The organism is Staphylococcus simiae, assembly GCF_017357005.1.
Classification (GTDB): Bacteria; Bacillota; Bacilli; order Staphylococcales; family Staphylococcaceae; genus Staphylococcus; species Staphylococcus simiae_A.
The window spans coordinates 453,997-477,100 of record NZ_CP071589.1 but is presented as its reverse complement, the minus strand read 5'-3'; the positions used below and the strand labels follow the sequence as shown (position 1 = coordinate 477,100).

Sequence of the window (23,104 nt, the reverse complement as noted above, 5' to 3'; positions counted from 1 at the left end):
AAAAAGAGACCTTACGGTCTCAATGCGGCTCATCGCATCCATTTTTATTGCCTGGCAACGTCCTACTCTAGCGGAACGTAAGTCCGACTACCATCGGCGCTAAGGAGCTTAACTTCTGTGTTCGGCATGGGAACAGGTGTGACCTCCTTGCCATAGTCACCAGACAAATAAGAATGTAAGTTATACACTCAAAACTAGATAGTAAGTAAAAATGATTGTGCTTCGCAAAACATTTAATTGATTAAGTCTTCGATCGATTAGTATTCGTCAGCTCCACATGTCACCATGCTTCCACCTCGAACCTATTAACCTCATCATCTTTGAGGGATCTTATAACCGAAGTTGGGAAATCTCATCTTGAGGGGGGCTTCATGCTTAGATGCTTTCAGCACTTATCCCGTCCATACATAGCTACCCAGCTATGCCGTTGGCACGACAACTGGTACACCAGAGGTATGTCCATCCCGGTCCTCTCGTACTAAGGACAGCTCCTCTCAAATTTCCTACGCCCACGACGGATAGGGACCGAACTGTCTCACGACGTTCTGAACCCAGCTCGCGTACCGCTTTAATGGGCGAACAGCCCAACCCTTGGGACCGACTACAGCCCCAGGATGCGATGAGCCGACATCGAGGTGCCAAACCTCCCCGTCGATGTGAACTCTTGGGGGAGATAAGCCTGTTATCCCCGGGGTAGCTTTTATCCGTTGAGCGATGGCCCTTCCATGCGGAACCACCGGATCACTAAGTCCGTCTTTCGACCCTGCTCGACTTGTAGGTCTCGCAGTCAAGCTCCCTTATGCCTTTACACTCTATGAATGATTTCCAACCATTCTGAGGGAACCTTTGAGCGCCTCCGTTACCTTTTAGGAGGCGACCGCCCCAGTCAAACTGCCCGCCTGACACTGTCTCCCACCACGATAAGTGGTGCGGGTTAGAAAGCCAACACAGCTAGGGTAGTATCCCACCAGCGCCTCCACGTAAGCTAGCGCTCACGTTTCAAAGGCTCCTACCTATCCTGTACAAGCTGTGCCGAATTTCAATATCAGGCTACAGTAAAGCTCCACGGGGTCTTTCCGTCCTGTCGCGGGTAACCTGCATCTTCACAGGTACTATGATTTCACCGAGTCTCTCGTTGAGACAGTGCCCAAATCGTTACGCCTTTCGTGCGGGTCGGAACTTACCCGACAAGGAATTTCGCTACCTTAGGACCGTTATAGTTACGGCCGCCGTTTACTGGGGCTTCGATTCGTAGCTTCGCAGAAGCTAACCACTCCTCTTAACCTTCCAGCACCGGGCAGGCGTCAGCCCCTATACATCACCTTACGGTTTAGCAGAGACCTGTGTTTTTGATAAACAGTCGCTTGGGCCTATTCACTGCGGCTCTTCTGGGCGTTAACCCTAAAGAGCACCCCTTCTCCCGAAGTTACGGGGTCATTTTGCCGAGTTCCTTAACGAGAGTTCGCTCGCTCACCTTAGAATTCTCATCTTGACTACCTGTGTCGGTTTGCGGTACGGGCACCTATTTTCTATCTAGAGGCTTTTCTCGGCAGTGTGAAATCAACGACTCGAAGACACAATGTCTTCTCCCCATCACAGCTCAGCCTTCACGAGTACCGGATTTGCCTAGTACTCAGCCTTACTGCTTAGACGTGCAATCCAATCGCACGCTTCGCCTATCCTACTGCGTCCCCCCATCGATTAAAACGATTATAGGTGGTACAGGAATATCAACCTGTTATCCATCGCCTACGCCTGTCGGCCTCAGCTTAGGACCCGACTAACCCAGAGCGGACGAGCCTTCCTCTGGAAACCTTAGTCAATCGGTGGACGGGATTCTCACCCGTCTTTCGCTACTCACACCGGCATTCTCACTTCTAAGCGCTCCACATGTCCTTGCGATCATGCTTCACCGCCCTTAGAACGCTCTCCTACCATTGTCCAAAGGACAATCCACAGCTTCGGTAATATGTTTAGCCCCGGTACATTTTCGGCGCAGTGTCACTCGACTAGTGAGCTATTACGCACTCTTTAAATGATGGCTGCTTCTAAGCCAACATCCTAGTTGTCTGGGCAACGCCACATCCTTTTCCACTTAACATATATTTTGGGACCTTAGCTGGTGGTCTGGGCTGTTTCCCTTTCGAACACGGACCTTATCACCCATGTTCTGACTCCCAAGTTAAATTAATTGGCATTCGGAGTTTGTCTGAATTCGGTAACCCGAGAAGGGCCCCTCGTCCAAACAGTGCTCTACCTCCAATAATCATCACTTGAGGCTAGCCCTAAAGCTATTTCGGAGAGAACCAGCTATCTCCAGGTTCGATTGGAATTTCTCCGCTACCCTCAGTTCATCCGCTCACTTTTCAACGTAAGTCGGTTCGGTCCTCCATTCAGTGTTACCTGAACTTCAACCTGACCAAGGGTAGATCACCTGGTTTCGGGTCTACGACCAAATACTAAACGCCCTATTCAGACTCGCTTTCGCTACGGCTCCACATTTACTGCTTAACCTTGCATCAAATCGTAACTCGCCGGTTCATTCTACAAAAGGCACGCCATCACCCATTAACGGGCTCTGACTACTTGTAAGCACACGGTTTCAGGTTCTATTTCACTCCCCTTCCGGGGTGCTTTTCACCTTTCCCTCACGGTACTGGTTCACTATCGGTCACTAGAGAGTATTTAGCCTTGGGAGATGGTCCTCCCAGATTCCGACGGAATTTCACGTGCTCCGTCGTACTCAGGATCCACTCAAGAGAGACAATATTTTCAACTACAGGATTGTTACCTTCTTTGATTCATCTTTCCAGATGATTCGTCTAATATCGTCCTTTGTAACTCCGTACAGAGTGTCCTACAACCCCAACAAGCAAGCTTGTTGGTTTGGGCTCTTCCCGTTTCGCTCGCCGCTACTCAGGGAATCGATTTTTCTTTCTCTTCCTCCGGGTACTAAGATGTTTCAGTTCTCCGGGTGTGCCTTCTGATATGCTATGTATTCACATATCGATAACATGACATAACTCATGCTGGGTTTCCCCATTCGGAAATCTCTGGATCAACGCTTACTTACAGCTACCCAAAGCATATCGTCGTTAGTAACGTCCTTCATCGGCTTCTAGTGCCAAGGCATCCACCGTGCGCCCTTAATAACTTAATCTATGTTTCCGTTAGGAAACGCGTTATTAATCTTGTGAGTGTTCTTTCGAACACTAGCGATTATTTCTTATGAATTCAAGCTTATTTAAAACTCTTTATTCACTCGGTTTTGCTTGGTAAAATCTATTTTTACTTACTTATCTAGTTTTCAATGTACAAATGAATGTTAATAAACATTCAAAACTGAATACAATATGTCTACGTTATTCCGCATCTTCTAAAAAGATGTTCCGAATATATCCTTAGAAAGGAGGTGATCCAGCCGCACCTTCCGATACGGCTACCTTGTTACGACTTCACCCCAATCATTTGTCCCACCTTCGACGGCTAGCTCCTAAAAGGTTACTCCACCGGCTTCGGGTGTTACAAACTCTCGTGGTGTGACGGGCGGTGTGTACAAGACCCGGGAACGTATTCACCGTAGCATGCTGATCTACGATTACTAGCGATTCCAGCTTCATGTAGTCGAGTTGCAGACTACAATCCGAACTGAGAACAACTTTATGGGATTTGCTTGACCTCGCGGTTTCGCTGCCCTTTGTATTGTCCATTGTAGCACGTGTGTAGCCCAAATCATAAGGGGCATGATGATTTGACGTCATCCCCACCTTCCTCCGGTTTGTCACCGGCAGTCAACTTAGAGTGCCCAACTTAATGATGGCAACTAAGCTTAAGGGTTGCGCTCGTTGCGGGACTTAACCCAACATCTCACGACACGAGCTGACGACAACCATGCACCACCTGTCACTTTGTCCCCCGAAGGGGAAGGCTCTATCTCTAGAGTTGTCAAAGGATGTCAAGATTTGGTAAGGTTCTTCGCGTTGCTTCGAATTAAACCACATGCTCCACCGCTTGTGCGGGTCCCCGTCAATTCCTTTGAGTTTCAACCTTGCGGTCGTACTCCCCAGGCGGAGTGCTTAATGCGTTAGCTGCAGCACTAAGGGGCGGAAACCCCCTAACACTTAGCACTCATCGTTTACGGCGTGGACTACCAGGGTATCTAATCCTGTTTGATCCCCACGCTTTCGCACATCAGCGTCAGTTACAGACCAGAAAGTCGCCTTCGCCACTGGTGTTCCTCCATATCTCTGCGCATTTCACCGCTACACATGGAATTCCACTTTCCTCTTCTGCACTCAAGTTTTCCAGTTTCCAATGACCCTCCACGGTTGAGCCGTGGGCTTTCACATCAGACTTAAAAAACCGCCTACGCGCGCTTTACGCCCAATAATTCCGGATAACGCTTGCCACCTACGTATTACCGCGGCTGCTGGCACGTAGTTAGCCGTGGCTTTCTGATTAGGTACCGTCAAGATGTGCACAGTTACTTACACATATGTTCTTCCCTAATAACAGAGTTTTACGATCCGAAGACCTTCATCACTCACGCGGCGTTGCTCCGTCAGGCTTTCGCCCATTGCGGAAGATTCCCTACTGCTGCCTCCCGTAGGAGTCTGGACCGTGTCTCAGTTCCAGTGTGGCCGATCACCCTCTCAGGTCGGCTATGCATCGTTGCCTTGGTAAGCCGTTACCTTACCAACTAGCTAATGCAGCGCGGATCCATCTATAAGTGATAGCAAGACCATCTTTCACTATTGAACCATGCGGTTCAATATATTATCCGGTATTAGCTCCGGTTTCCCGAAGTTATCCCAGTCTTATAGGTAGGTTATCCACGTGTTACTCACCCGTCCGCCGCTAACATCAGAGAAGCAAGCTTCTCATCTGTTCGCTCGACTTGCATGTATTAGGCACGCCGCCAGCGTTCATCCTGAGCCAGGATCAAACTCTCCATAAAAATTTATGATGTTTGATTAGCTCATAATACTAAATAATGTTTGTAACTTAATGTTACGTTTTTGGAATTAACGTTGACATATTGTCATTCAGTTTTCAATGTTCATTTCTTAACACAAGAATTAATTATACATGTAATTAATATTTAAGTCAATACTTTTTTAATTAATTTGTATTTAATCTCTAAAAAATTAGAAATTGCCCGGCAACGTCCTACTCTAGCGGAACGTAAGTCCGACTACCATCGGCGCTAAGGAGCTTAACTTCTGTGTTCGGCATGGGAACAGGTGTGACCTCCTTGCCATAGTCACCAGACAAATAAGAATGTAAGTTATACACTCAAAACTAGATAGTAAGTAAAAATGATTGTGCTTCGCAAAACATTTAATTGATTAAGTCTTCGATCGATTAGTATTCGTCAGCTCCACATGTCACCATGCTTCCACCTCGAACCTATTAACCTCATCATCTTTGAGGGATCTTATAACCGAAGTTGGGAAATCTCATCTTGAGGGGGGCTTCATGCTTAGATGCTTTCAGCACTTATCCCGTCCATACATAGCTACCCAGCTATGCCGTTGGCACGACAACTGGTACACCAGAGGTATGTCCATCCCGGTCCTCTCGTACTAAGGACAGCTCCTCTCAAATTTCCTACGCCCACGACGGATAGGGACCGAACTGTCTCACGACGTTCTGAACCCAGCTCGCGTACCGCTTTAATGGGCGAACAGCCCAACCCTTGGGACCGACTACAGCCCCAGGATGCGATGAGCCGACATCGAGGTGCCAAACCTCCCCGTCGATGTGAACTCTTGGGGGAGATAAGCCTGTTATCCCCGGGGTAGCTTTTATCCGTTGAGCGATGGCCCTTCCATGCGGAACCACCGGATCACTAAGTCCGTCTTTCGACCCTGCTCGACTTGTAGGTCTCGCAGTCAAGCTCCCTTATGCCTTTACACTCTATGAATGATTTCCAACCATTCTGAGGGAACCTTTGAGCGCCTCCGTTACCTTTTAGGAGGCGACCGCCCCAGTCAAACTGCCCGCCTGACACTGTCTCCCACCACGATAAGTGGTGCGGGTTAGAAAGCCAACACAGCTAGGGTAGTATCCCACCAGCGCCTCCACGTAAGCTAGCGCTCACGTTTCAAAGGCTCCTACCTATCCTGTACAAGCTGTGCCGAATTTCAATATCAGGCTACAGTAAAGCTCCACGGGGTCTTTCCGTCCTGTCGCGGGTAACCTGCATCTTCACAGGTACTATGATTTCACCGAGTCTCTCGTTGAGACAGTGCCCAAATCGTTACGCCTTTCGTGCGGGTCGGAACTTACCCGACAAGGAATTTCGCTACCTTAGGACCGTTATAGTTACGGCCGCCGTTTACTGGGGCTTCGATTCGTAGCTTCGCAGAAGCTAACCACTCCTCTTAACCTTCCAGCACCGGGCAGGCGTCAGCCCCTATACATCACCTTACGGTTTAGCAGAGACCTGTGTTTTTGATAAACAGTCGCTTGGGCCTATTCACTGCGGCTCTTCTGGGCGTTAACCCTAAAGAGCACCCCTTCTCCCGAAGTTACGGGGTCATTTTGCCGAGTTCCTTAACGAGAGTTCGCTCGCTCACCTTAGAATTCTCATCTTGACTACCTGTGTCGGTTTGCGGTACGGGCACCTATTTTCTATCTAGAGGCTTTTCTCGGCAGTGTGAAATCAACGACTCGAAGACACAATGTCTTCTCCCCATCACAGCTCAGCCTTCACGAGTACCGGATTTGCCTAGTACTCAGCCTTACTGCTTAGACGTGCAATCCAATCGCACGCTTCGCCTATCCTACTGCGTCCCCCCATCGATTAAAACGATTATAGGTGGTACAGGAATATCAACCTGTTATCCATCGCCTACGCCTGTCGGCCTCAGCTTAGGACCCGACTAACCCAGAGCGGACGAGCCTTCCTCTGGAAACCTTAGTCAATCGGTGGACGGGATTCTCACCCGTCTTTCGCTACTCACACCGGCATTCTCACTTCTAAGCGCTCCACATGTCCTTGCGATCATGCTTCACCGCCCTTAGAACGCTCTCCTACCATTGTCCAAAGGACAATCCACAGCTTCGGTAATATGTTTAGCCCCGGTACATTTTCGGCGCAGTGTCACTCGACTAGTGAGCTATTACGCACTCTTTAAATGATGGCTGCTTCTAAGCCAACATCCTAGTTGTCTGGGCAACGCCACATCCTTTTCCACTTAACATATATTTTGGGACCTTAGCTGGTGGTCTGGGCTGTTTCCCTTTCGAACACGGACCTTATCACCCATGTTCTGACTCCCAAGTTAAATTAATTGGCATTCGGAGTTTGTCTGAATTCGGTAACCCGAGAAGGGCCCCTCGTCCAAACAGTGCTCTACCTCCAATAATCATCACTTGAGGCTAGCCCTAAAGCTATTTCGGAGAGAACCAGCTATCTCCAGGTTCGATTGGAATTTCTCCGCTACCCTCAGTTCATCCGCTCACTTTTCAACGTAAGTCGGTTCGGTCCTCCATTCAGTGTTACCTGAACTTCAACCTGACCAAGGGTAGATCACCTGGTTTCGGGTCTACGACCAAATACTAAACGCCCTATTCAGACTCGCTTTCGCTACGGCTCCACATTTACTGCTTAACCTTGCATCAAATCGTAACTCGCCGGTTCATTCTACAAAAGGCACGCCATCACCCATTAACGGGCTCTGACTACTTGTAAGCACACGGTTTCAGGTTCTATTTCACTCCCCTTCCGGGGTGCTTTTCACCTTTCCCTCACGGTACTGGTTCACTATCGGTCACTAGAGAGTATTTAGCCTTGGGAGATGGTCCTCCCAGATTCCGACGGAATTTCACGTGCTCCGTCGTACTCAGGATCCACTCAAGAGAGACAATATTTTCAACTACAGGATTGTTACCTTCTTTGATTCATCTTTCCAGATGATTCGTCTAATATCGTCCTTTGTAACTCCGTACAGAGTGTCCTACAACCCCAACAAGCAAGCTTGTTGGTTTGGGCTCTTCCCGTTTCGCTCGCCGCTACTCAGGGAATCGATTTTTCTTTCTCTTCCTCCGGGTACTAAGATGTTTCAGTTCTCCGGGTGTGCCTTCTGATATGCTATGTATTCACATATCGATAACATGACATAACTCATGCTGGGTTTCCCCATTCGGAAATCTCTGGATCAACGCTTACTTACAGCTACCCAAAGCATATCGTCGTTAGTAACGTCCTTCATCGGCTTCTAGTGCCAAGGCATCCACCGTGCGCCCTTAATAACTTAATCTATGTTTCCGTTAGGAAACGCGTTATTAATCTTGTGAGTGTTCTTTCGAACACTAGCGATTATTTCTTATGAATTCAAGCTTATTTAAAACTCTTTATTCACTCGGTTTTGCTTGGTAAAATCTATTTTTACTTACTTATCTAGTTTTCAATGTACAATAATTAATGGTGGGCCTAAGTGGACTCGAACCACCGACCTCACGCTTATCAGGCGTGCGCTCTAACCAGCTGAGCTATAGGCCCATCAACTTGAATGTTAATAAACATTCAAAACTGAATACAATATGTCTACGTTATTCCGCATCTTCTAAAAAGATGTTCCGAATATATCCTTAGAAAGGAGGTGATCCAGCCGCACCTTCCGATACGGCTACCTTGTTACGACTTCACCCCAATCATTTGTCCCACCTTCGACGGCTAGCTCCTAAAAGGTTACTCCACCGGCTTCGGGTGTTACAAACTCTCGTGGTGTGACGGGCGGTGTGTACAAGACCCGGGAACGTATTCACCGTAGCATGCTGATCTACGATTACTAGCGATTCCAGCTTCATGTAGTCGAGTTGCAGACTACAATCCGAACTGAGAACAACTTTATGGGATTTGCTTGACCTCGCGGTTTCGCTGCCCTTTGTATTGTCCATTGTAGCACGTGTGTAGCCCAAATCATAAGGGGCATGATGATTTGACGTCATCCCCACCTTCCTCCGGTTTGTCACCGGCAGTCAACTTAGAGTGCCCAACTTAATGATGGCAACTAAGCTTAAGGGTTGCGCTCGTTGCGGGACTTAACCCAACATCTCACGACACGAGCTGACGACAACCATGCACCACCTGTCACTTTGTCCCCCGAAGGGGAAGGCTCTATCTCTAGAGTTGTCAAAGGATGTCAAGATTTGGTAAGGTTCTTCGCGTTGCTTCGAATTAAACCACATGCTCCACCGCTTGTGCGGGTCCCCGTCAATTCCTTTGAGTTTCAACCTTGCGGTCGTACTCCCCAGGCGGAGTGCTTAATGCGTTAGCTGCAGCACTAAGGGGCGGAAACCCCCTAACACTTAGCACTCATCGTTTACGGCGTGGACTACCAGGGTATCTAATCCTGTTTGATCCCCACGCTTTCGCACATCAGCGTCAGTTACAGACCAGAAAGTCGCCTTCGCCACTGGTGTTCCTCCATATCTCTGCGCATTTCACCGCTACACATGGAATTCCACTTTCCTCTTCTGCACTCAAGTTTTCCAGTTTCCAATGACCCTCCACGGTTGAGCCGTGGGCTTTCACATCAGACTTAAAAAACCGCCTACGCGCGCTTTACGCCCAATAATTCCGGATAACGCTTGCCACCTACGTATTACCGCGGCTGCTGGCACGTAGTTAGCCGTGGCTTTCTGATTAGGTACCGTCAAGATGTGCACAGTTACTTACACATATGTTCTTCCCTAATAACAGAGTTTTACGATCCGAAGACCTTCATCACTCACGCGGCGTTGCTCCGTCAGGCTTTCGCCCATTGCGGAAGATTCCCTACTGCTGCCTCCCGTAGGAGTCTGGACCGTGTCTCAGTTCCAGTGTGGCCGATCACCCTCTCAGGTCGGCTATGCATCGTTGCCTTGGTAAGCCGTTACCTTACCAACTAGCTAATGCAGCGCGGATCCATCTATAAGTGATAGCAAGACCATCTTTCACTATTGAACCATGCGGTTCAATATATTATCCGGTATTAGCTCCGGTTTCCCGAAGTTATCCCAGTCTTATAGGTAGGTTATCCACGTGTTACTCACCCGTCCGCCGCTAACATCAGAGAAGCAAGCTTCTCATCTGTTCGCTCGACTTGCATGTATTAGGCACGCCGCCAGCGTTCATCCTGAGCCAGGATCAAACTCTCCATAAAAATTTATGATGTTTGATTAGCTCATAATACTAAATAATGTTTGTAACTTAATGTTACGTTTTTGGAATTAACGTTGACATATTGTCATTCAGTTTTCAATGTTCATTAAAAAATATGGTGGAGACTAGCGGGATCGAACCGCTGACCTCCTGCGTGCAAAGCAGGCGCTCTCCCATCTGAGCTAAGCCCCCATAAATTATTAAAGTAAGTCGGGAAGACAGGATTCGAACCTGCGACCCCTTGGTCCCAAACCAAGTGCTCTACCAAGCTGAGCTACTTCCCGCTATTAAAATGGCGCGCCCGATAGGAGTCGAACCCATAACCTCTTGATCCGTAGTCAAACGCTCTATCCAATTGAGCTACGGGCGCTAATATAATGCCGAGGACCGGAATCGAACCGGTACGGTGATCTCTCACCGCAGGATTTTAAGTCCTGTGCGTCTGCCAGTTCCGCCACCCCGGCAAAATAATGGAGCAGAAGACGGGATTCGAACCCGCGACCCCAACCTTGGCAAGGTTGTATTCTACCGCTGAACTACTTCTGCATTATTTTGCGAATATATAAATAAATCGTAATGAGCCATAGAGGATTCGAACCTCTGACCCTCTGATTAAAAGTCAGATGCTCTACCAACTGAGCTAATGGCTCAAAAAGATGGTGCCGGCCAGAGGACTTGAACCCCCAACCTACTGATTACAAGTCAGTTGCTCTACCAATTGAGCTAGGCCGGCATATATAATTAAAATGGTGGAGAATGACGGGTTCGAACCGCCGACCCTCTGCTTGTAAGGCAGATGCTCTCCCAGCTGAGCTAATTCTCCGATTAAAAATTGCCTGGCAACGTCTTACTCTAGCGGAACGTAAGTCCGACTACCATCAGCGCTAAAGAGCTTAACTTCTGTGTTCGGCATGGGAACAGGTGTGACCTCTTTGCCATAATCACCAGACAAATTAACTTACTAATATATGATACATGCTGTTAAAATTAGTTTCAATAGTCAATTTTACACTTTGCAAAATCTTTATAACTTATTTTCTATTTATGTATCCGCGTCTTGTTTTGACGACTTTTATATATTACTTTAATTCGTTTGAATTGTCAACACTTTTTAAGAAATGAATTAAATTAATAAATAAACGTTTCCTACTTCAAATCACTTTTAGTATTCTATCATAATACTTGAGATAAAACCATAAAATATCGAAAAATTTATAACGCATTTTGCTACTGATTTTGGCATTTTATACTAATACTGAAATTATATATATTTGGTTTTAGTTATTTCTTCAATCTACTTAATTAATCTTGTTTTCATACTTATAAATTAAGCACCCTCGAAAACTTAACGAGAGTGCTAAATCTAAATATTTATTTTTGTCTCATATATGGGAATAATAATACATCTCTAATAGATGGAGAATCAGTTAACAACATTACAAGACGGTCTATACCAATACCTAACCCACCTGTTGGAGGCATACCATATTCTAAGGCTTCAATAAAGTCCTCATCCATTTCGTGAGCTTCATCATTACCTTGTTCTTTTTCAACAAGTTGTGCTTCAAATCTAGCTCTTTGATCAATTGGATCATTTAATTCAGTAAAGGCATTTGCATGTTCTCTACCTACAATAAACAATTCAAAACGATCAGTAAATCTAGCATCTTCTGGATTCTTTTTAGCTAGAGGTGATATTTCTATTGGATGACCATAGATAAATGTTGGTTGAATTAGTGTTTCTTCAACTTTTTGTTCGAAAAATTCATTTAATATATGACCATATTTCATATTATCTTTAATCTCTATACCATGTTCTTTAGCTAAGGCTTTAGCTTCTTCATCACTATTTACTTCATAAAAATCTACACCAGTAGCTTCTTTAACAGCATCAACCATATGCAATCTTCTCCATGATGATTCTAGGTCGATTGTTTCACCATTATATTGTACTTTTGCTGAACCGAATACATTTTGAGCTATATGTCTGACCATAGATTCAGTTAAATCCATAATATCATGATAATCAGCATAAGCTTCGTACAATTCAATCATTGTAAACTCTGGATTATGTCTAGTAGATACACCTTCGTTACGGAATACACGTCCGATTTCATATACCTTTTCAAGTCCGCCTACAATTAAGCGTTTCAAATGTAGCTCAATAGCAATACGCATATACAGTGTTGCATCTAGCGCATTATGGTGTGTAACGAAAGGTCTTGCAGCTGCGCCACCTGGTATTTGATGCATCATTGGTGTTTCTACTTCTAAGAAACCTTGTTTATTAAGATAATTTCTCATTTCTTGAATAATTTTACTACGATTTATAAATGTGCGCGTACTATCCTCGTTAGTTATTAAATCTAAATAACGTTGACGATAACGTTGTTCTATATCTTGAAGTCCATGGAATTTATCTGGTAAAGGACGCAAAGATTTTGTTAAAAGAATGAACTCCTTGGCTTTTACAGATAATTCTCCAGTATTAGTTTTAAACATAACACCTTTTACAGCAACAATATCTCCCAAATCAGCATTTTTCCACAACTCAAATTGGTCATCTCCGACTTGGTCTTTACGTACATAAATTTGAATTTGTCCTGCTAAATCTTGTATATGAGCAAATCCTGCTTTACCTTTGCCACGTTTTGTCATTAGGCGTCCAGCAATAGCAACATGACTTTCTTCTTCTTTTTCTGCAAGTTCTTCTTTTGAAAATTGATCCCAATTCTCTTTCAATTCATTTGATAAACCTGTACGATCAAATTTAGAACCAAATGGGTCTATTCCTAAATCATATAATTCTTGTAATTTTTGTCGACGGACCTGCATTTGGTCATTCATTTCTTCTGACATACTATTCTCTCCTTTATTCTTGGCATCCTTAAAAATATTCACATATTACACTTAAAAGTCATGTTAAATAATAATAAATTCATAATTACTTTATACTAAATTTAAGATTTAACTTACTTCAAAAAATAATAACGTATTTTCTTAGTTCAATTACACTATTTTCACATATTAATTCTACAAGACGGCGCACATCTAATAAAGTATTTTCTACTTTTTTCTTTAAGTTAGAAGAAAGTCTTCGTTACTTAATTAATCTGTATATATAAAATTTAAGAATAGATGCTTAATCATTGTAAATAACACTATAGCTTAAGAGCGCATAATTCGCTTCAAATATAATAGAATAATATTCCTTAATAGTAATTGATTTTATATTAAAACTATACTTCGATTAAAAATAAACATATTTTTAAGACTCTAAACTAAAAAATTAGCATTTATATAATAACCAATAACTAAACTTATTTTATCACTTAGCGTTACAATACAGTGTTATTTAGTCTAACAGTATCTTATATAACATAAACTATAAATTCTATAATTTACTGCAACAACAATGATATTACCTCATACAGTTGATGTTGATATCTTTATCATTTAGTTCTCATATTTAATCACTGAGTCATCAATTGGTACAAGTTCACTTATCACTTGTTGAGAACGTGGTTCTACTATATTAGGAGCTATATCATTTAAAGGTATTAAAACAAATGCTCTTTCGTTCATTCTCGGATGAGGAACAATCAAATTATCTTTCTCAATTATATTGTCTCCATACAATAATATATCAACATCAAGCGTTCTTGGTCCCCAACGTTCATTTCTAACTCGATGCAATTGTTTCTCAGTATCTAAGCAATGTTCTAATAAGTCTTCTACTGATAATGTCGTTAATATCTCAAGACATAAATTTAAAAAGTTAGGCTGGTCTGTATATCCTACTGGCGCAGTTTCATAAATAGGAGAACATTTTATAACATCAATCCCAGAAAAATGATTCAAAATATCAATTGCTTGTTGTAATTGACCTTCTCTATCCCCAACATTACTACCTAATCCCAAATATGCAGTTATCATTTCTTTCCCCTCACTATTTCTATACCAACACCTTGATAGTGTCCTGGAATCGGTGGGTTTTCTTTAGTGATTCTAATTTTTGTTTCTAATACACGATTATAGTGTGAATTTATACGTTTGGCAATACGTTCAGCTAGATGTTCTAATAAGTTGACCGGTTGGCCTTCCATTATACTTTTAATTACTTCAAAGACTTCTCCATAATTCACTGTATCTTCTACTTTATCTGACATACCTGCAACCGACAAATCTATTAACATTTCAACATCAACTACAAATATTTGCCCAATATCGTTTTCTGCTGATAACACACCGTGATAGCCATAAAACCTTAAACCATTAAGAAATATTTTGTCTTGCATAATCATTCTCCTTTAAGAAATCAATTCCTTGTGCAATTTTAGCATTTAACGCTACATGATGAACCCGTACAGCTTTGACACCTTTCATAATGCCATAAGCAGTCGTCGCAGCTGTAGCTTCATCTCTCTCAAGTGGCGTTGTCTCATAACCAATCATTTCTTTTATAAACCTCTTACGACTAGTTGCTAATAAAATAGGAAAACCAGTCGCTACTAATTCATCTAAACGTGACATAACTTCTTTCTCTTCTAATCGCGTTTTCGCAAAACCTATACCCGGATCAAGCCATATATTGTCAGCATTAATCCCTGCTATTTTCGCTTGATGCGCCTGTGCTAAAAGTGATGTTAGCATTTCTTCCATTACTGGCGACTTACGTTTACCATCACCATTATGCATTAATACAATTTCAGCATTATATTTTGCAACTGTATCAAACATCTGTTTATCATATAAACCAGCCCATTGATCATTAATCATATCTACGCCTAACTTCAAACACGCTTCAGCTACTTCACTTCTATATGTATCTACTGAAATCTTCACGTCATATGTAGCTATCGCTTCTACAATTGGAAGTACTCTATTTAATTCTTCTTCAACTGATATCTCTTCATATCCTGGTCTTGTAGATACACCACCAACATCTATAATATCCGCACCTTCTACAATCATCTCTTCAACACGTTTTATAGCTGTTTCTAGAGCAACATATTGACCACCATCAGAAAATGAATCCGGAGTGACATTTAATATACCCATAATTTGTGTCTTAACCATGTTATCCATCCTTCTAAAATAAATAATAATAGAATATACTTTTAATTTTGATTACAAACTTTTAATACAATTTAAGTTAAATTCACTACTATATATTATCATTCTATCAACTTACTTTTCACTACTATATTCTAAAATTCTCTTGTAGCACCTTCATTATTATGTTATCCAAATGTATCTTACTAATATGTTAAGCGAACAAATGAATTTTAACTAAAAAAATTAAACAGCATTAACGATATAAACAATCGCAATATTAATAGAGATACATCTATTTACGAAAAAATTCAAAAATAAAGGCCGAAACATATTAACATGCTTCGGCCTTATTATTACATACTATATAGAAGTTATATTAGTCATCAAATGAATATAAAGGTGTAGATAAGTAACGTTCACCATTACTTGGTAATACCGTTACGACAGTCTTACCTTTACCTAATTCTTTTGCTTTTTCAATTGCAGCATAAATTGCAGCACCTGATGAAATACCTGCTAAAATACCTTCTTCTTTAGCAACACGACGTGCCATTTCCATAGCTGTTTCATTACCAACTTTAATAATACTATCATACACTTCTGTATTTAAAGTACCCGGAATAAATCCAGCTCCTAAACCTTGTAATTTATGTGGTCCTGGATTTCCTCCACTTAATACTGGCGAATCTTCTGGCTCAATAGCCACTACTTCAATATTCGGATATTCTTTTTTCAATACTTTACCAACACCTGATAACGTACCACCAGTACCAACACCAGCTAAGAATGCATCAATACTTCTACCTTCGAATTGATCTACTAATTCTGGACCAGTAGTTAATTCATGAATTTCAGGGTTAGCTGGGTTTTCAAATTGTTGTGGCTCAAAGTAACCATGTTCTTCTTTAAGTTCTTTCGCTTTTTTAATAGCACCTTTCATCGCTTCTGTTCCAGGAGTTAAAACTAATTCAGCTCCATATGCTTTTAGTAAGTTACGTCGTTCTTGGCTCATTGTTTCTGGCATTGTAAATACTGCCTTATAACCTTTGGCTGCACAGACAAATGCTAAACCTATACCTGTGTTACCACTTGTTGGTTCTACAATTGTGTCTCCAGGTTTGATTTTACCTTCACGTTCAGCTTTTTCAATCATAGCTAAAGCAATTCTATCTTTTACTGAGCCACCTGGATTTTGATACTCTAATTTAACATATACGTCAGCTGCATTGTCATCTACTACATTTCTTAATTTGACTACCGGTGTATTACCGATAATTTGAGTAATATTGTCTACTGGTTTTTGCGCCATTATAAAAACTCCTTTTATTTCATAATTAAAACCTTAGTTTCTTTATCGGATATAATTTAATTTTATCAAACTCTATTAAAAAATGAAACTAAAAGTATCATAATATCTTTGCTAGTCTTGTTCATTTTCACAAAACAGCTATCATTAAACATTTACCACTAATACTTTATGCAATACCTAAGCTAATGTTTGTAATAATTCATTCAATTCTTCTTCTGAATATTGATATTTATTGCCACAGAAATGGCATACTGCTTCTGCACCATGATCTTCATCAATCATGCTTTGAATCTCTGCTTCTCCTAAACCTTTAATTGCATTCAAAAATTTCTCATGGCTACAATTACATTCAAATTGAACAGGCATTTTTTCCAAAATTTGAACATTATCTTCACCTAAAATTTCATTTAAAATGCCTTCAGGTGTTAAACCTTGATCTATTAATTTAGAAACTGGTGTCATATTATTAATCGCTGTTTCTAATTTATTGATTGTTTCTTCTTTGGCACCTGGCATCACTTGAATAATAAAACCACCTGCAGCTTTAATCGTGTTGTCTGGATTAACTAAAACACCTAATCCCACAGATGATGGTGTTTGTTCACTAGTTGCATAATAGTAAGTGAAATCTTCACCTAATTCTCCAGAAACAATCGGACTAGCTCCTGAAAAGTAATCTTTCATACCTACATCTTTAACAACCATTATTGATCCATCTGTACCAACAGCACGTCTAACATCTAATTTCCCTTGTTCGTTTAATGGGAAATGTGTTTGAGGATGGTCTACATATGCTCTAACTTCGCCTTTGGCATTAGCATCTGCAATAATTTTGCCTATTGGTCCATGCCCATCTACCGTTACTGTCAATTTCTGATCACCTTTTAACATAGCACCCATCATGGCAGTCGCTGTCATCGTTCTTCCCATTGCTGCAGAGGCAGTAGGCCATGTGTAATGTCTAGTTTGTGCTTCTTGTACAGTTTCAGTTGTTAATGCACCATATGCTCTAACTTCTCCATTAAAAGCTAATCCTTTTATAATATAATCATGTGTCATAATTTAATCTCCTCTTTATATCTACTCTATTAATTTTATTAAAAATGAGTTATTTTTTTCAATTGTATTTATTCTACACCGATATTTATAAATTATGAAGTAACTTGTTTATATACGTAATAATGAGTCAATTCAATACCATTGTATTATTTTTTATTCAAGTCATTTCTACTTATATTCAATCAGTCCTAAAAAATAAAGAACCAAAAAGCTCTTCATAGCCATTTACGACTATGAAGAGCTTAAATATATTTCTTATTTATTATCTGGATTATTTGGATCGTAAGGTTTTTCAATATTTGGTGCTTGTTCATGTGCTGTATCTTCTGAAGGATGTTCTTCGTCTGCTTGTTTTTGTTCTTGTTGTTTATCCTTCTCTATATCTTTTTCTTCTTTGCGATCTTCTTGTTCTTCACGATGTCCCTCTTCGAGTTGTTCTTTACGTATATCATCATATGATTTACCGTATTTACCATCATTAAACTCTGAGTCTTCATCTTTAACAACTTTAGCTGCATCATAATCAACTTCTGGCAATTTGCCTTCATGGAATAAAGATTGAATTTGTTCTGCAACTAACGTTTCTTCAGTTAATAATGTTTCAGCAATTAAAATAAGTTGTTCTTTATGTTCTAATAAAATTTGTTTACAACGTTCATATTGTTCTTTAACAATACGTTGAACTTCTTTGTCAATTTCATAAGCAATTTGACCAGAATAATTTGGCTCTCCTTGCATGTCTTTACCTAAGAACACTTGGCTATTACTATGTCCAAATTGAAGAGGTCCTAGTTTTTTACTCATACCATATTCTGTAACCATTGAGCGTGCAATTTGTGTTGCACGTTCGAAGTCATTCGAAGCACCTGTTGACACTTCATTAAAGTTAATATCTTCAGACACTCGACCACCAAGTAAACCACAAATTTTATCTAGTAGTTCTTGTTCAGTCATTAAGAAACGATCTTGTTTAGGTAACATCATAGCATAACCGCCTGCTTGTCCACGCGGTACGATAGTAACTTTATGGACAACCTCTGCTTCATCCAATACCATACCAATAATCGTATGACCCGCTTCATGGTGTGCAACAATGTTACGTTCTTTCTTAGAAATGACACGAGATTTCTTAGCTGGACCTGCAATAACTCTATCCGTTGCTTCTTCAATATCTCTCATATCAATTTTCTTCTTACCTTCACGTACTGCAATTAATGATGCTTCGTTTAGTAAGTTTTCTAAATCTGCCCCTGAAAAACCAGGTGTACGTTGAGAGATAGCTTTTAAATCCACCGTTTCATCAAGCGGTTTATTTCTAGCATGTACATGTAAAATTGCTTCACGTCCTTTAACATCTGGACGGCCAACTTGAATTTGTCTATCAAAACGACCAGGACGTAATAATGCTGGGTCTAAAATATCAGGGCGGTTAGTTGCAGCGATCATAATGATACCTTCGTTTTCACCGAAACCATCCATTTCAACTAGTAATTGGTTTAAAGTTTGTTCACGCTCATCGTGACCACCACCAACACCTGCACCACGTTGACGACCTACAGCATCAATTTCATCTATAAATATAATACATGGTGCATTTTTCTTAGCATTTTCAAATAAGTCACGCACACGGCTCGCACCAACACCTACAAACATCTCAACAAAGTCTGAACCACTGATTGAGAAGAATGGTGCACCTGCTTCTCCAGCTACTGCTCTCGCTAATAATGTTTTACCTGTACCTGGTGGCCCTACTAATAAGACACCTTTAGGAATACGTGATCCCATTTCTTTAAATTTCTTATTATCTTTTAAGAAGTCTACAATTTCTATCAATTCTTGCTTTTCTTCATCTGCACCAGCAACATCAGAAAAACGAACTCGACGTTTGTTATTATCGTACATTTTAGCTTTAGATTTACCAAAGTTCATCATACGACCGCCACTGCCGCCACCTTGTGCTTGGCTAAGGAAGAAAATAAATAATAAGGCAATGATTACAACTGGTATCAATGTAGTTAGTATATTAACAAAGACACTTTGTTTTTCTTCTTCTTTAACTGTAAGTTTTAAGCCATCTTGTTTTTTAGCTGTATCAGTAATTTTTTGCAATTCTTTCTCATTATTATAAAGAATCGTTGATGAATAATCTTCATCACCTTTTGTTTTACCACTTACCATATATACATTTTGCTCTGGTTGGATTTCTAAAGTTTTCAAGTCGCCTTTATCCAACTTCTCAGTAAATTGATTATATGTAAGCTGTTTCGGCATATTTCCATTACCGTTCAAATATGAAAATAGACCAAAAATAATTACGCCTATCATTACGATAACTAGCACATTGCGAAAAGCTTTCTGCATGCGTCATTTCCTCCTACTTCCCATAATAAAACTAACAAGAATTGTAACACATTACATATTTTATTAGCTAGTAATTGACTTTAAATCCGTTACTTCTATTCCTATATATTATATGTACAATCTGTATGTGTTTAAGAGATATTTTAGTATTTAACTTGTTTAAAATTTATTATATATGAAATACATTTTTCATATTACGAGTCTACACTATTCTTAGCAAAAGTCATAGTAATATTACTTCACTTTGATGTTGAATTATTTAGTGTATACTTCAGGTTTCAAAGTTCCAATATAAGGTAAGTTTCGATATAACTCTTTATAATCTAAACCATATCCCACAACAAATTCATCGGGAATCTTTTTGCCGACATATTTTGCTTCAATATCTGCTTTACGACGGTTAGGTTTATCTAATAATGTTACAATTTCTAAAGAATTAACCTTTCTAGATTGTAATAGCTCAGTTATTGATTTGAGTGTCGTTCCAGTTTCCAATATATCTTCAATAATCAATACATCTTTATTTTCAATTGATGACCCTAAATCTTTAATGATTTGAACTTCACCAGTTGATTCAGTTCCACCATGGTAGCTAGATACGTCCATAAAATCGATTGATAAATGTGTATCAATTCTTTTAATCAAATCTGACATAAACATTGCTGAACCTTTTAGAATACCAACACATACTAATGGTTTATCTTGATAATCCTTTGTTAGTTGGTCTCCTAATGATTTACAAATACTTTGAATTTCTTCTTCCGTTAATAAAACTTCTTTTAAATCCTTATGCATAGTACTATTCATCTCCATCTTTTTCACTAATTGAAATCCATTGTGTTAAATCGTTCTTAATATATAAATCACCTACTGCAATAATAGTGTCGTCACTATTTATTAAAATAGGGAGTTGATCACGCATATTTTGATTGACCTTCATATCAATTAACAATCTACTCACTTTTTTGTGATTATGTTGTCCATTCATTTGAAATTTATCTCCATTTTGTCTTGTTCTGATAACAATAGGGTACAAATATTGTGGTAAATCAACATTTATATCTACAACATAATTATTAAAATGATATACACCTGGCTGTTGAATGAATCGCTTCTTATCATAATGAGCGTATTTATTTTTTGCCATTATTATTAATTTACCATATGAAATTTGAATAATCCATTTTTCTGTAATATTAATATTGAATTGTGCTTGGTTACTTTTAAATTGATTAAACCACTCTTCATAAGTTTTTTCACTAATACTAGCTCCCGAATTTATGTCAGACAATAATTGATCAAAGACCGCTACTTTAATATAGAATTCTAAACTATTAAATTCCACCCTTGGTATTTCAATCATACTTTGATGATGATCCATACGAACATTGTTTTCGATATAACGAATAGCATCTTGCTTCAATCTTTCAAACTGCATATCATGCCATGTCTTTAATTTTAGTAACTGTTCAGTTTGTAACTGAGAATTTTGATTAATCGCTGGAATAATTCGATTACGAATATCATTTCTTATGTATTTATTATTCCCATTCGATTGATCTTCAAAAAATGGCACGCCATATTGTTTTTGATATTGATGTATCATTTTCTTAGTACTGTTTAATAATGGACGAATGATTTTGTAATGTTGCTTACTGGTTACTTCAGGTATGCCCAATCGATTACGCGTACTTTTACCGCTAAAAAGACGATACATTATTGTCTCCAATTGATCATCTTGATGGTGGGCTGTTAATAAGATGTCGGCATTCAGTTGTTTCATCATATGATCAAACCATTGATATCGTTGCTGTCTTGCCTCATTTTGTATGCTTTTATTTTCTTCAGTTAAGTAAGTTAAATTCAAATGTTTAATAAAACAAGCAATATTATGACTATCACAATATTTTTTTAAGAATTGTTCTTCTTCGCTAGATTGTTCTCTTAACCCATGATTAACATGAAGACAAGTTATTTTATGATAACTATGTTGATAGTGATGTAATAAATCATGTAATAAGCACATACTATCTATCCCAGTAGAAACAGCAATGACTATATGATGGTTAGGTTGCCAATATTGTGTATCGATTTTCACGTCATCACCTCCAAATCTTCTATCAAAATTTAATCGTTCTTATACTGAAAATTTATAGATTCTCTATCACAATAAACTGATAGTTTGATTACCCCGCTTCCCCAGTGGGCCCATTTCAATCTCCTCTATCTCAGACCGTTTGACGAAGCTGATTAAGTCTAAATTGATTAATCAATTTATTTATGTTGTGGCTCCGGTCTTTGACTAGCACTGCATCCCCAACTTATCCGTTATAATAAAAATTTCTAGTTATTACATTTTCTATGTTGGTCTACTTTCGAGTTTGTAAAAATGGGTAACCAGTTTTTCTATGTTGAGTCAATTTACTAAGCTTCCACATTATGTAAAAATTTGGTCGACATAATTTTCCTTGCTGGGTGCCTACCTCTAGAGTCACGAAATCAAACTACTTTATATTTTTATACGCTTTAAATTTACATTTAATTAATCTTTAAAAATAGAGAATCTCTTTATATAGCGACTTACCCCAAATAAGAGTCATCAGAAATATCAAACAAATAAAATAGACTGCTCCTTATATAAGAAACAGTCTAAGTTTATTTAATGACGACTACTTATATAGCAGTACTTACTTAAAATCATTTCTTAATGAAACAGTCTTCATTTATTTATATTATCGTTTAGAACCTTTACCGCCACGTCTTGAATCTGTTTGACGTTTGATAGAAGTTAATTTATCTTCACTATCTTTTAAGAAATTACTTAATTTCTTTTCAAAATCTTCAGCCTTTGGTACTGGTTTTTGATGACTTGGTTTATTATTGTGATGTTGTGGTCTACGTGGACGATCTTTAGCTTTTTTAATTGATAAACTAATTTTACCGTCATCTGCTATAGATAATACTTTAACCTCAACTTCATCGCCAATTTTTAAGTGATCTTCAACGTTTTCAACGTAATTATCAGCAACTTCACTAATATGAACTAAACCACTTTTCCCTTCAGGTAATTCTATAAATGCACCAAATTTTTTGATACCAGTAACTTTACCTTTAAGCTTATTTCCAACTTCGATTGACATATGCTAAATAAATCCTCCCGATTT

General features: G+C 39.7%; 10 protein-coding genes, 9 tRNA genes and 7 rRNA genes. All 26 read right to left on the bottom strand.

The window, feature by feature from the left end; translation table 11 throughout:
• Nucleotides 1–49 precede the first annotated feature (49 nt).
• The 26 genes from rrf (J3R86_RS02080) to J3R86_RS01955 all read right to left on the bottom strand — a co-directional run bounded on the left by rrf (J3R86_RS02080) (nt 50) and on the right by J3R86_RS01955 (nt 23,080).
• A 5S ribosomal RNA gene (gene rrf, locus J3R86_RS02080) occupies nt 50–164 on the bottom strand.
• Between the two features lie 73 nt (nt 165–237).
• Nucleotides 238–3,160: ribosomal RNA gene (locus J3R86_RS02075) — 23S ribosomal RNA — on the bottom strand.
• A gap of 245 nt (nt 3,161–3,405) precedes the next feature.
• A 16S ribosomal RNA gene (locus J3R86_RS02070) occupies nt 3,406–4,957 on the bottom strand.
• A 199-nt stretch (nt 4,958–5,156) separates the two neighbouring features.
• Nucleotides 5,157–5,271, bottom strand: a 5S ribosomal RNA gene (gene rrf, locus J3R86_RS02065).
• A 73-nt stretch (nt 5,272–5,344) separates the two neighbouring features.
• Nucleotides 5,345–8,267, bottom strand: a 23S ribosomal RNA gene (locus tag J3R86_RS02060).
• Between the two features lie 165 nt (nt 8,268–8,432).
• Nucleotides 8,433–8,509 (bottom strand) — tRNA-Ile (locus J3R86_RS02055).
• Between the two features lie 93 nt (nt 8,510–8,602).
• Nucleotides 8,603–10,154: ribosomal RNA gene (locus J3R86_RS02050) — 16S ribosomal RNA — on the bottom strand.
• A 115-nt stretch (nt 10,155–10,269) separates the two neighbouring features.
• Nucleotides 10,270–10,345, bottom strand: a tRNA-Ala gene (locus J3R86_RS02045).
• Nucleotides 10,346–10,363: 18 nt separating this feature from the next.
• A tRNA-Pro gene (locus J3R86_RS02040) sits at nt 10,364–10,437 on the bottom strand.
• Between the two features lie 9 nt (nt 10,438–10,446).
• Nucleotides 10,447–10,523 (bottom strand) — tRNA-Arg (locus tag J3R86_RS02035).
• Between the two features lie 8 nt (nt 10,524–10,531).
• Nucleotides 10,532–10,617 (bottom strand) — tRNA-Leu (locus J3R86_RS02030).
• 7 nt (nt 10,618–10,624) lie between these two features.
• Nucleotides 10,625–10,699 (bottom strand) — tRNA-Gly (locus J3R86_RS02025).
• A gap of 31 nt (nt 10,700–10,730) precedes the next feature.
• Nucleotides 10,731–10,803: transfer RNA gene (locus tag J3R86_RS02020), tRNA-Lys, on the bottom strand.
• Between the two features lie 7 nt (nt 10,804–10,810).
• Nucleotides 10,811–10,886, bottom strand: a tRNA-Thr gene (locus J3R86_RS02015).
• Nucleotides 10,887–10,900: 14 nt separating this feature from the next.
• Nucleotides 10,901–10,976: transfer RNA gene (locus J3R86_RS02010), tRNA-Val, on the bottom strand.
• Nucleotides 10,977–10,987: 11 nt separating this feature from the next.
• Nucleotides 10,988–11,102: ribosomal RNA gene (gene rrf, locus J3R86_RS02005) — 5S ribosomal RNA — on the bottom strand.
• The 16S, 23S and 5S rRNA genes sit together here with 9 tRNA genes alongside, the layout of an rRNA operon.
• Nucleotides 11,103–11,524: 422 nt before the next feature.
• Nucleotides 11,525–13,012 (bottom strand): lysine--tRNA ligase, encoded by a 1,488-nt coding sequence (gene lysS / locus J3R86_RS02000; RefSeq protein ID WP_207517841.1) that lies wholly within the window; start codon nt 13,010–13,012, stop codon nt 11,525–11,527.
• 597 nt (nt 13,013–13,609) lie between these two features.
• On the bottom strand, nt 13,610–14,089 hold the full coding sequence (gene folK, locus J3R86_RS01995) for a 2-amino-4-hydroxy-6-hydroxymethyldihydropteridine diphosphokinase (protein ID WP_207517840.1): 480 nt from the start codon (nt 14,087–14,089) through the stop codon (nt 13,610–13,612).
• Nucleotides 14,086–14,451 carry a dihydroneopterin aldolase gene (gene folB / locus J3R86_RS01990; RefSeq protein ID WP_207517839.1) on the bottom strand — a complete coding sequence of 122 codons (366 nt, stop codon included), beginning with the start codon at nt 14,449–14,451 and terminating at the stop codon, nt 14,086–14,088. The genes folK and folB overlap by 4 nt, the downstream gene beginning before the upstream one ends.
• A complete protein-coding gene (gene folP, locus J3R86_RS01985) occupies nt 14,429–15,232 on the bottom strand; it encodes a dihydropteroate synthase (RefSeq protein WP_207517838.1) in 804 nt (267 codons plus the stop codon). Before folP ends, folB begins: the two co-directional genes overlap by 23 nt.
• A gap of 355 nt (nt 15,233–15,587) precedes the next feature.
• The gene (gene cysK / locus J3R86_RS01980) at nt 15,588–16,520 is read right to left on the bottom strand and encodes a cysteine synthase A (RefSeq protein WP_207517837.1); all 933 of its coding nucleotides are present in this window, start codon (nt 16,518–16,520) and stop codon (nt 15,588–15,590) included.
• Nucleotides 16,521–16,697: 177 nt separating this feature from the next.
• Nucleotides 16,698–17,579 carry an Hsp33 family molecular chaperone HslO gene (gene hslO / locus J3R86_RS01975; RefSeq protein ID WP_207517836.1) on the bottom strand — a complete coding sequence of 294 codons (882 nt, stop codon included), beginning with the start codon at nt 17,577–17,579 and terminating at the stop codon, nt 16,698–16,700.
• 255 nt (nt 17,580–17,834) lie between these two features.
• Nucleotides 17,835–19,940: an ATP-dependent zinc metalloprotease FtsH gene (gene ftsH, locus J3R86_RS01970; RefSeq protein ID WP_207517835.1), complete on the bottom strand. Its 2,106-nt coding sequence runs from the start codon at nt 19,938–19,940 to the stop codon at nt 17,835–17,837.
• A gap of 255 nt (nt 19,941–20,195) precedes the next feature.
• Nucleotides 20,196–20,735, bottom strand: coding sequence for a hypoxanthine phosphoribosyltransferase (gene hpt, locus J3R86_RS01965; protein WP_207517834.1), 540 nt, complete (start codon nt 20,733–20,735; stop codon nt 20,196–20,198).
• Nucleotides 20,736–20,739: 4 nt separating this feature from the next.
• Entirely contained in the window at nt 20,740–22,038 is a 1,299-nt protein-coding gene (gene tilS / locus J3R86_RS01960) for a tRNA lysidine(34) synthetase TilS (protein ID WP_207517833.1), read from the bottom strand.
• Nucleotides 22,039–22,672: 634 nt separating this feature from the next.
• Nucleotides 22,673–23,080: a S1 domain-containing RNA-binding protein gene (locus tag J3R86_RS01955; RefSeq protein ID WP_207517832.1), complete on the bottom strand. Its 408-nt coding sequence runs from the start codon at nt 23,078–23,080 to the stop codon at nt 22,673–22,675.
• Between the last annotated feature and the right edge of the window lie 24 nt (nt 23,081–23,104).

Coding starts and splice junctions, on each gene's coding strand:
- folP (WP_207517838.1), bottom strand. CDS start 15,232: ATGGTTAAGACACAAATTATGGGTATATTAAATGTCACTCCGGATTCA.
- hslO (WP_207517836.1), bottom strand. CDS start 17,579: ATGACACATGATTATATTATAAAAGGATTAGCTTTTAATGGAGAAGTT.
- lysS (WP_207517841.1), bottom strand. CDS start 13,012: ATGTCAGAAGAAATGAATGACCAAATGCAGGTCCGTCGACAAAAATTA.
- folK (WP_207517840.1), bottom strand. CDS start 14,089: ATGATAACTGCATATTTGGGATTAGGTAGTAATGTTGGGGATAGAGAA.
- cysK (WP_207517837.1), bottom strand. CDS start 16,520: ATGGCGCAAAAACCAGTAGACAATATTACTCAAATTATCGGTAATACA.
- J3R86_RS01955 (WP_207517832.1), bottom strand. CDS start 23,080: ATGTCAATCGAAGTTGGAAATAAGCTTAAAGGTAAAGTTACTGGTATC.
- hpt (WP_207517834.1), bottom strand. CDS start 20,735: ATGCATAAGGATTTAAAAGAAGTTTTATTAACGGAAGAAGAAATTCAA.
- ftsH (WP_207517835.1), bottom strand. CDS start 19,940: ATGCAGAAAGCTTTTCGCAATGTGCTAGTTATCGTAATGATAGGCGTA.
- folB (WP_207517839.1), bottom strand. CDS start 14,451: ATGCAAGACAAAATATTTCTTAATGGTTTAAGGTTTTATGGCTATCAC.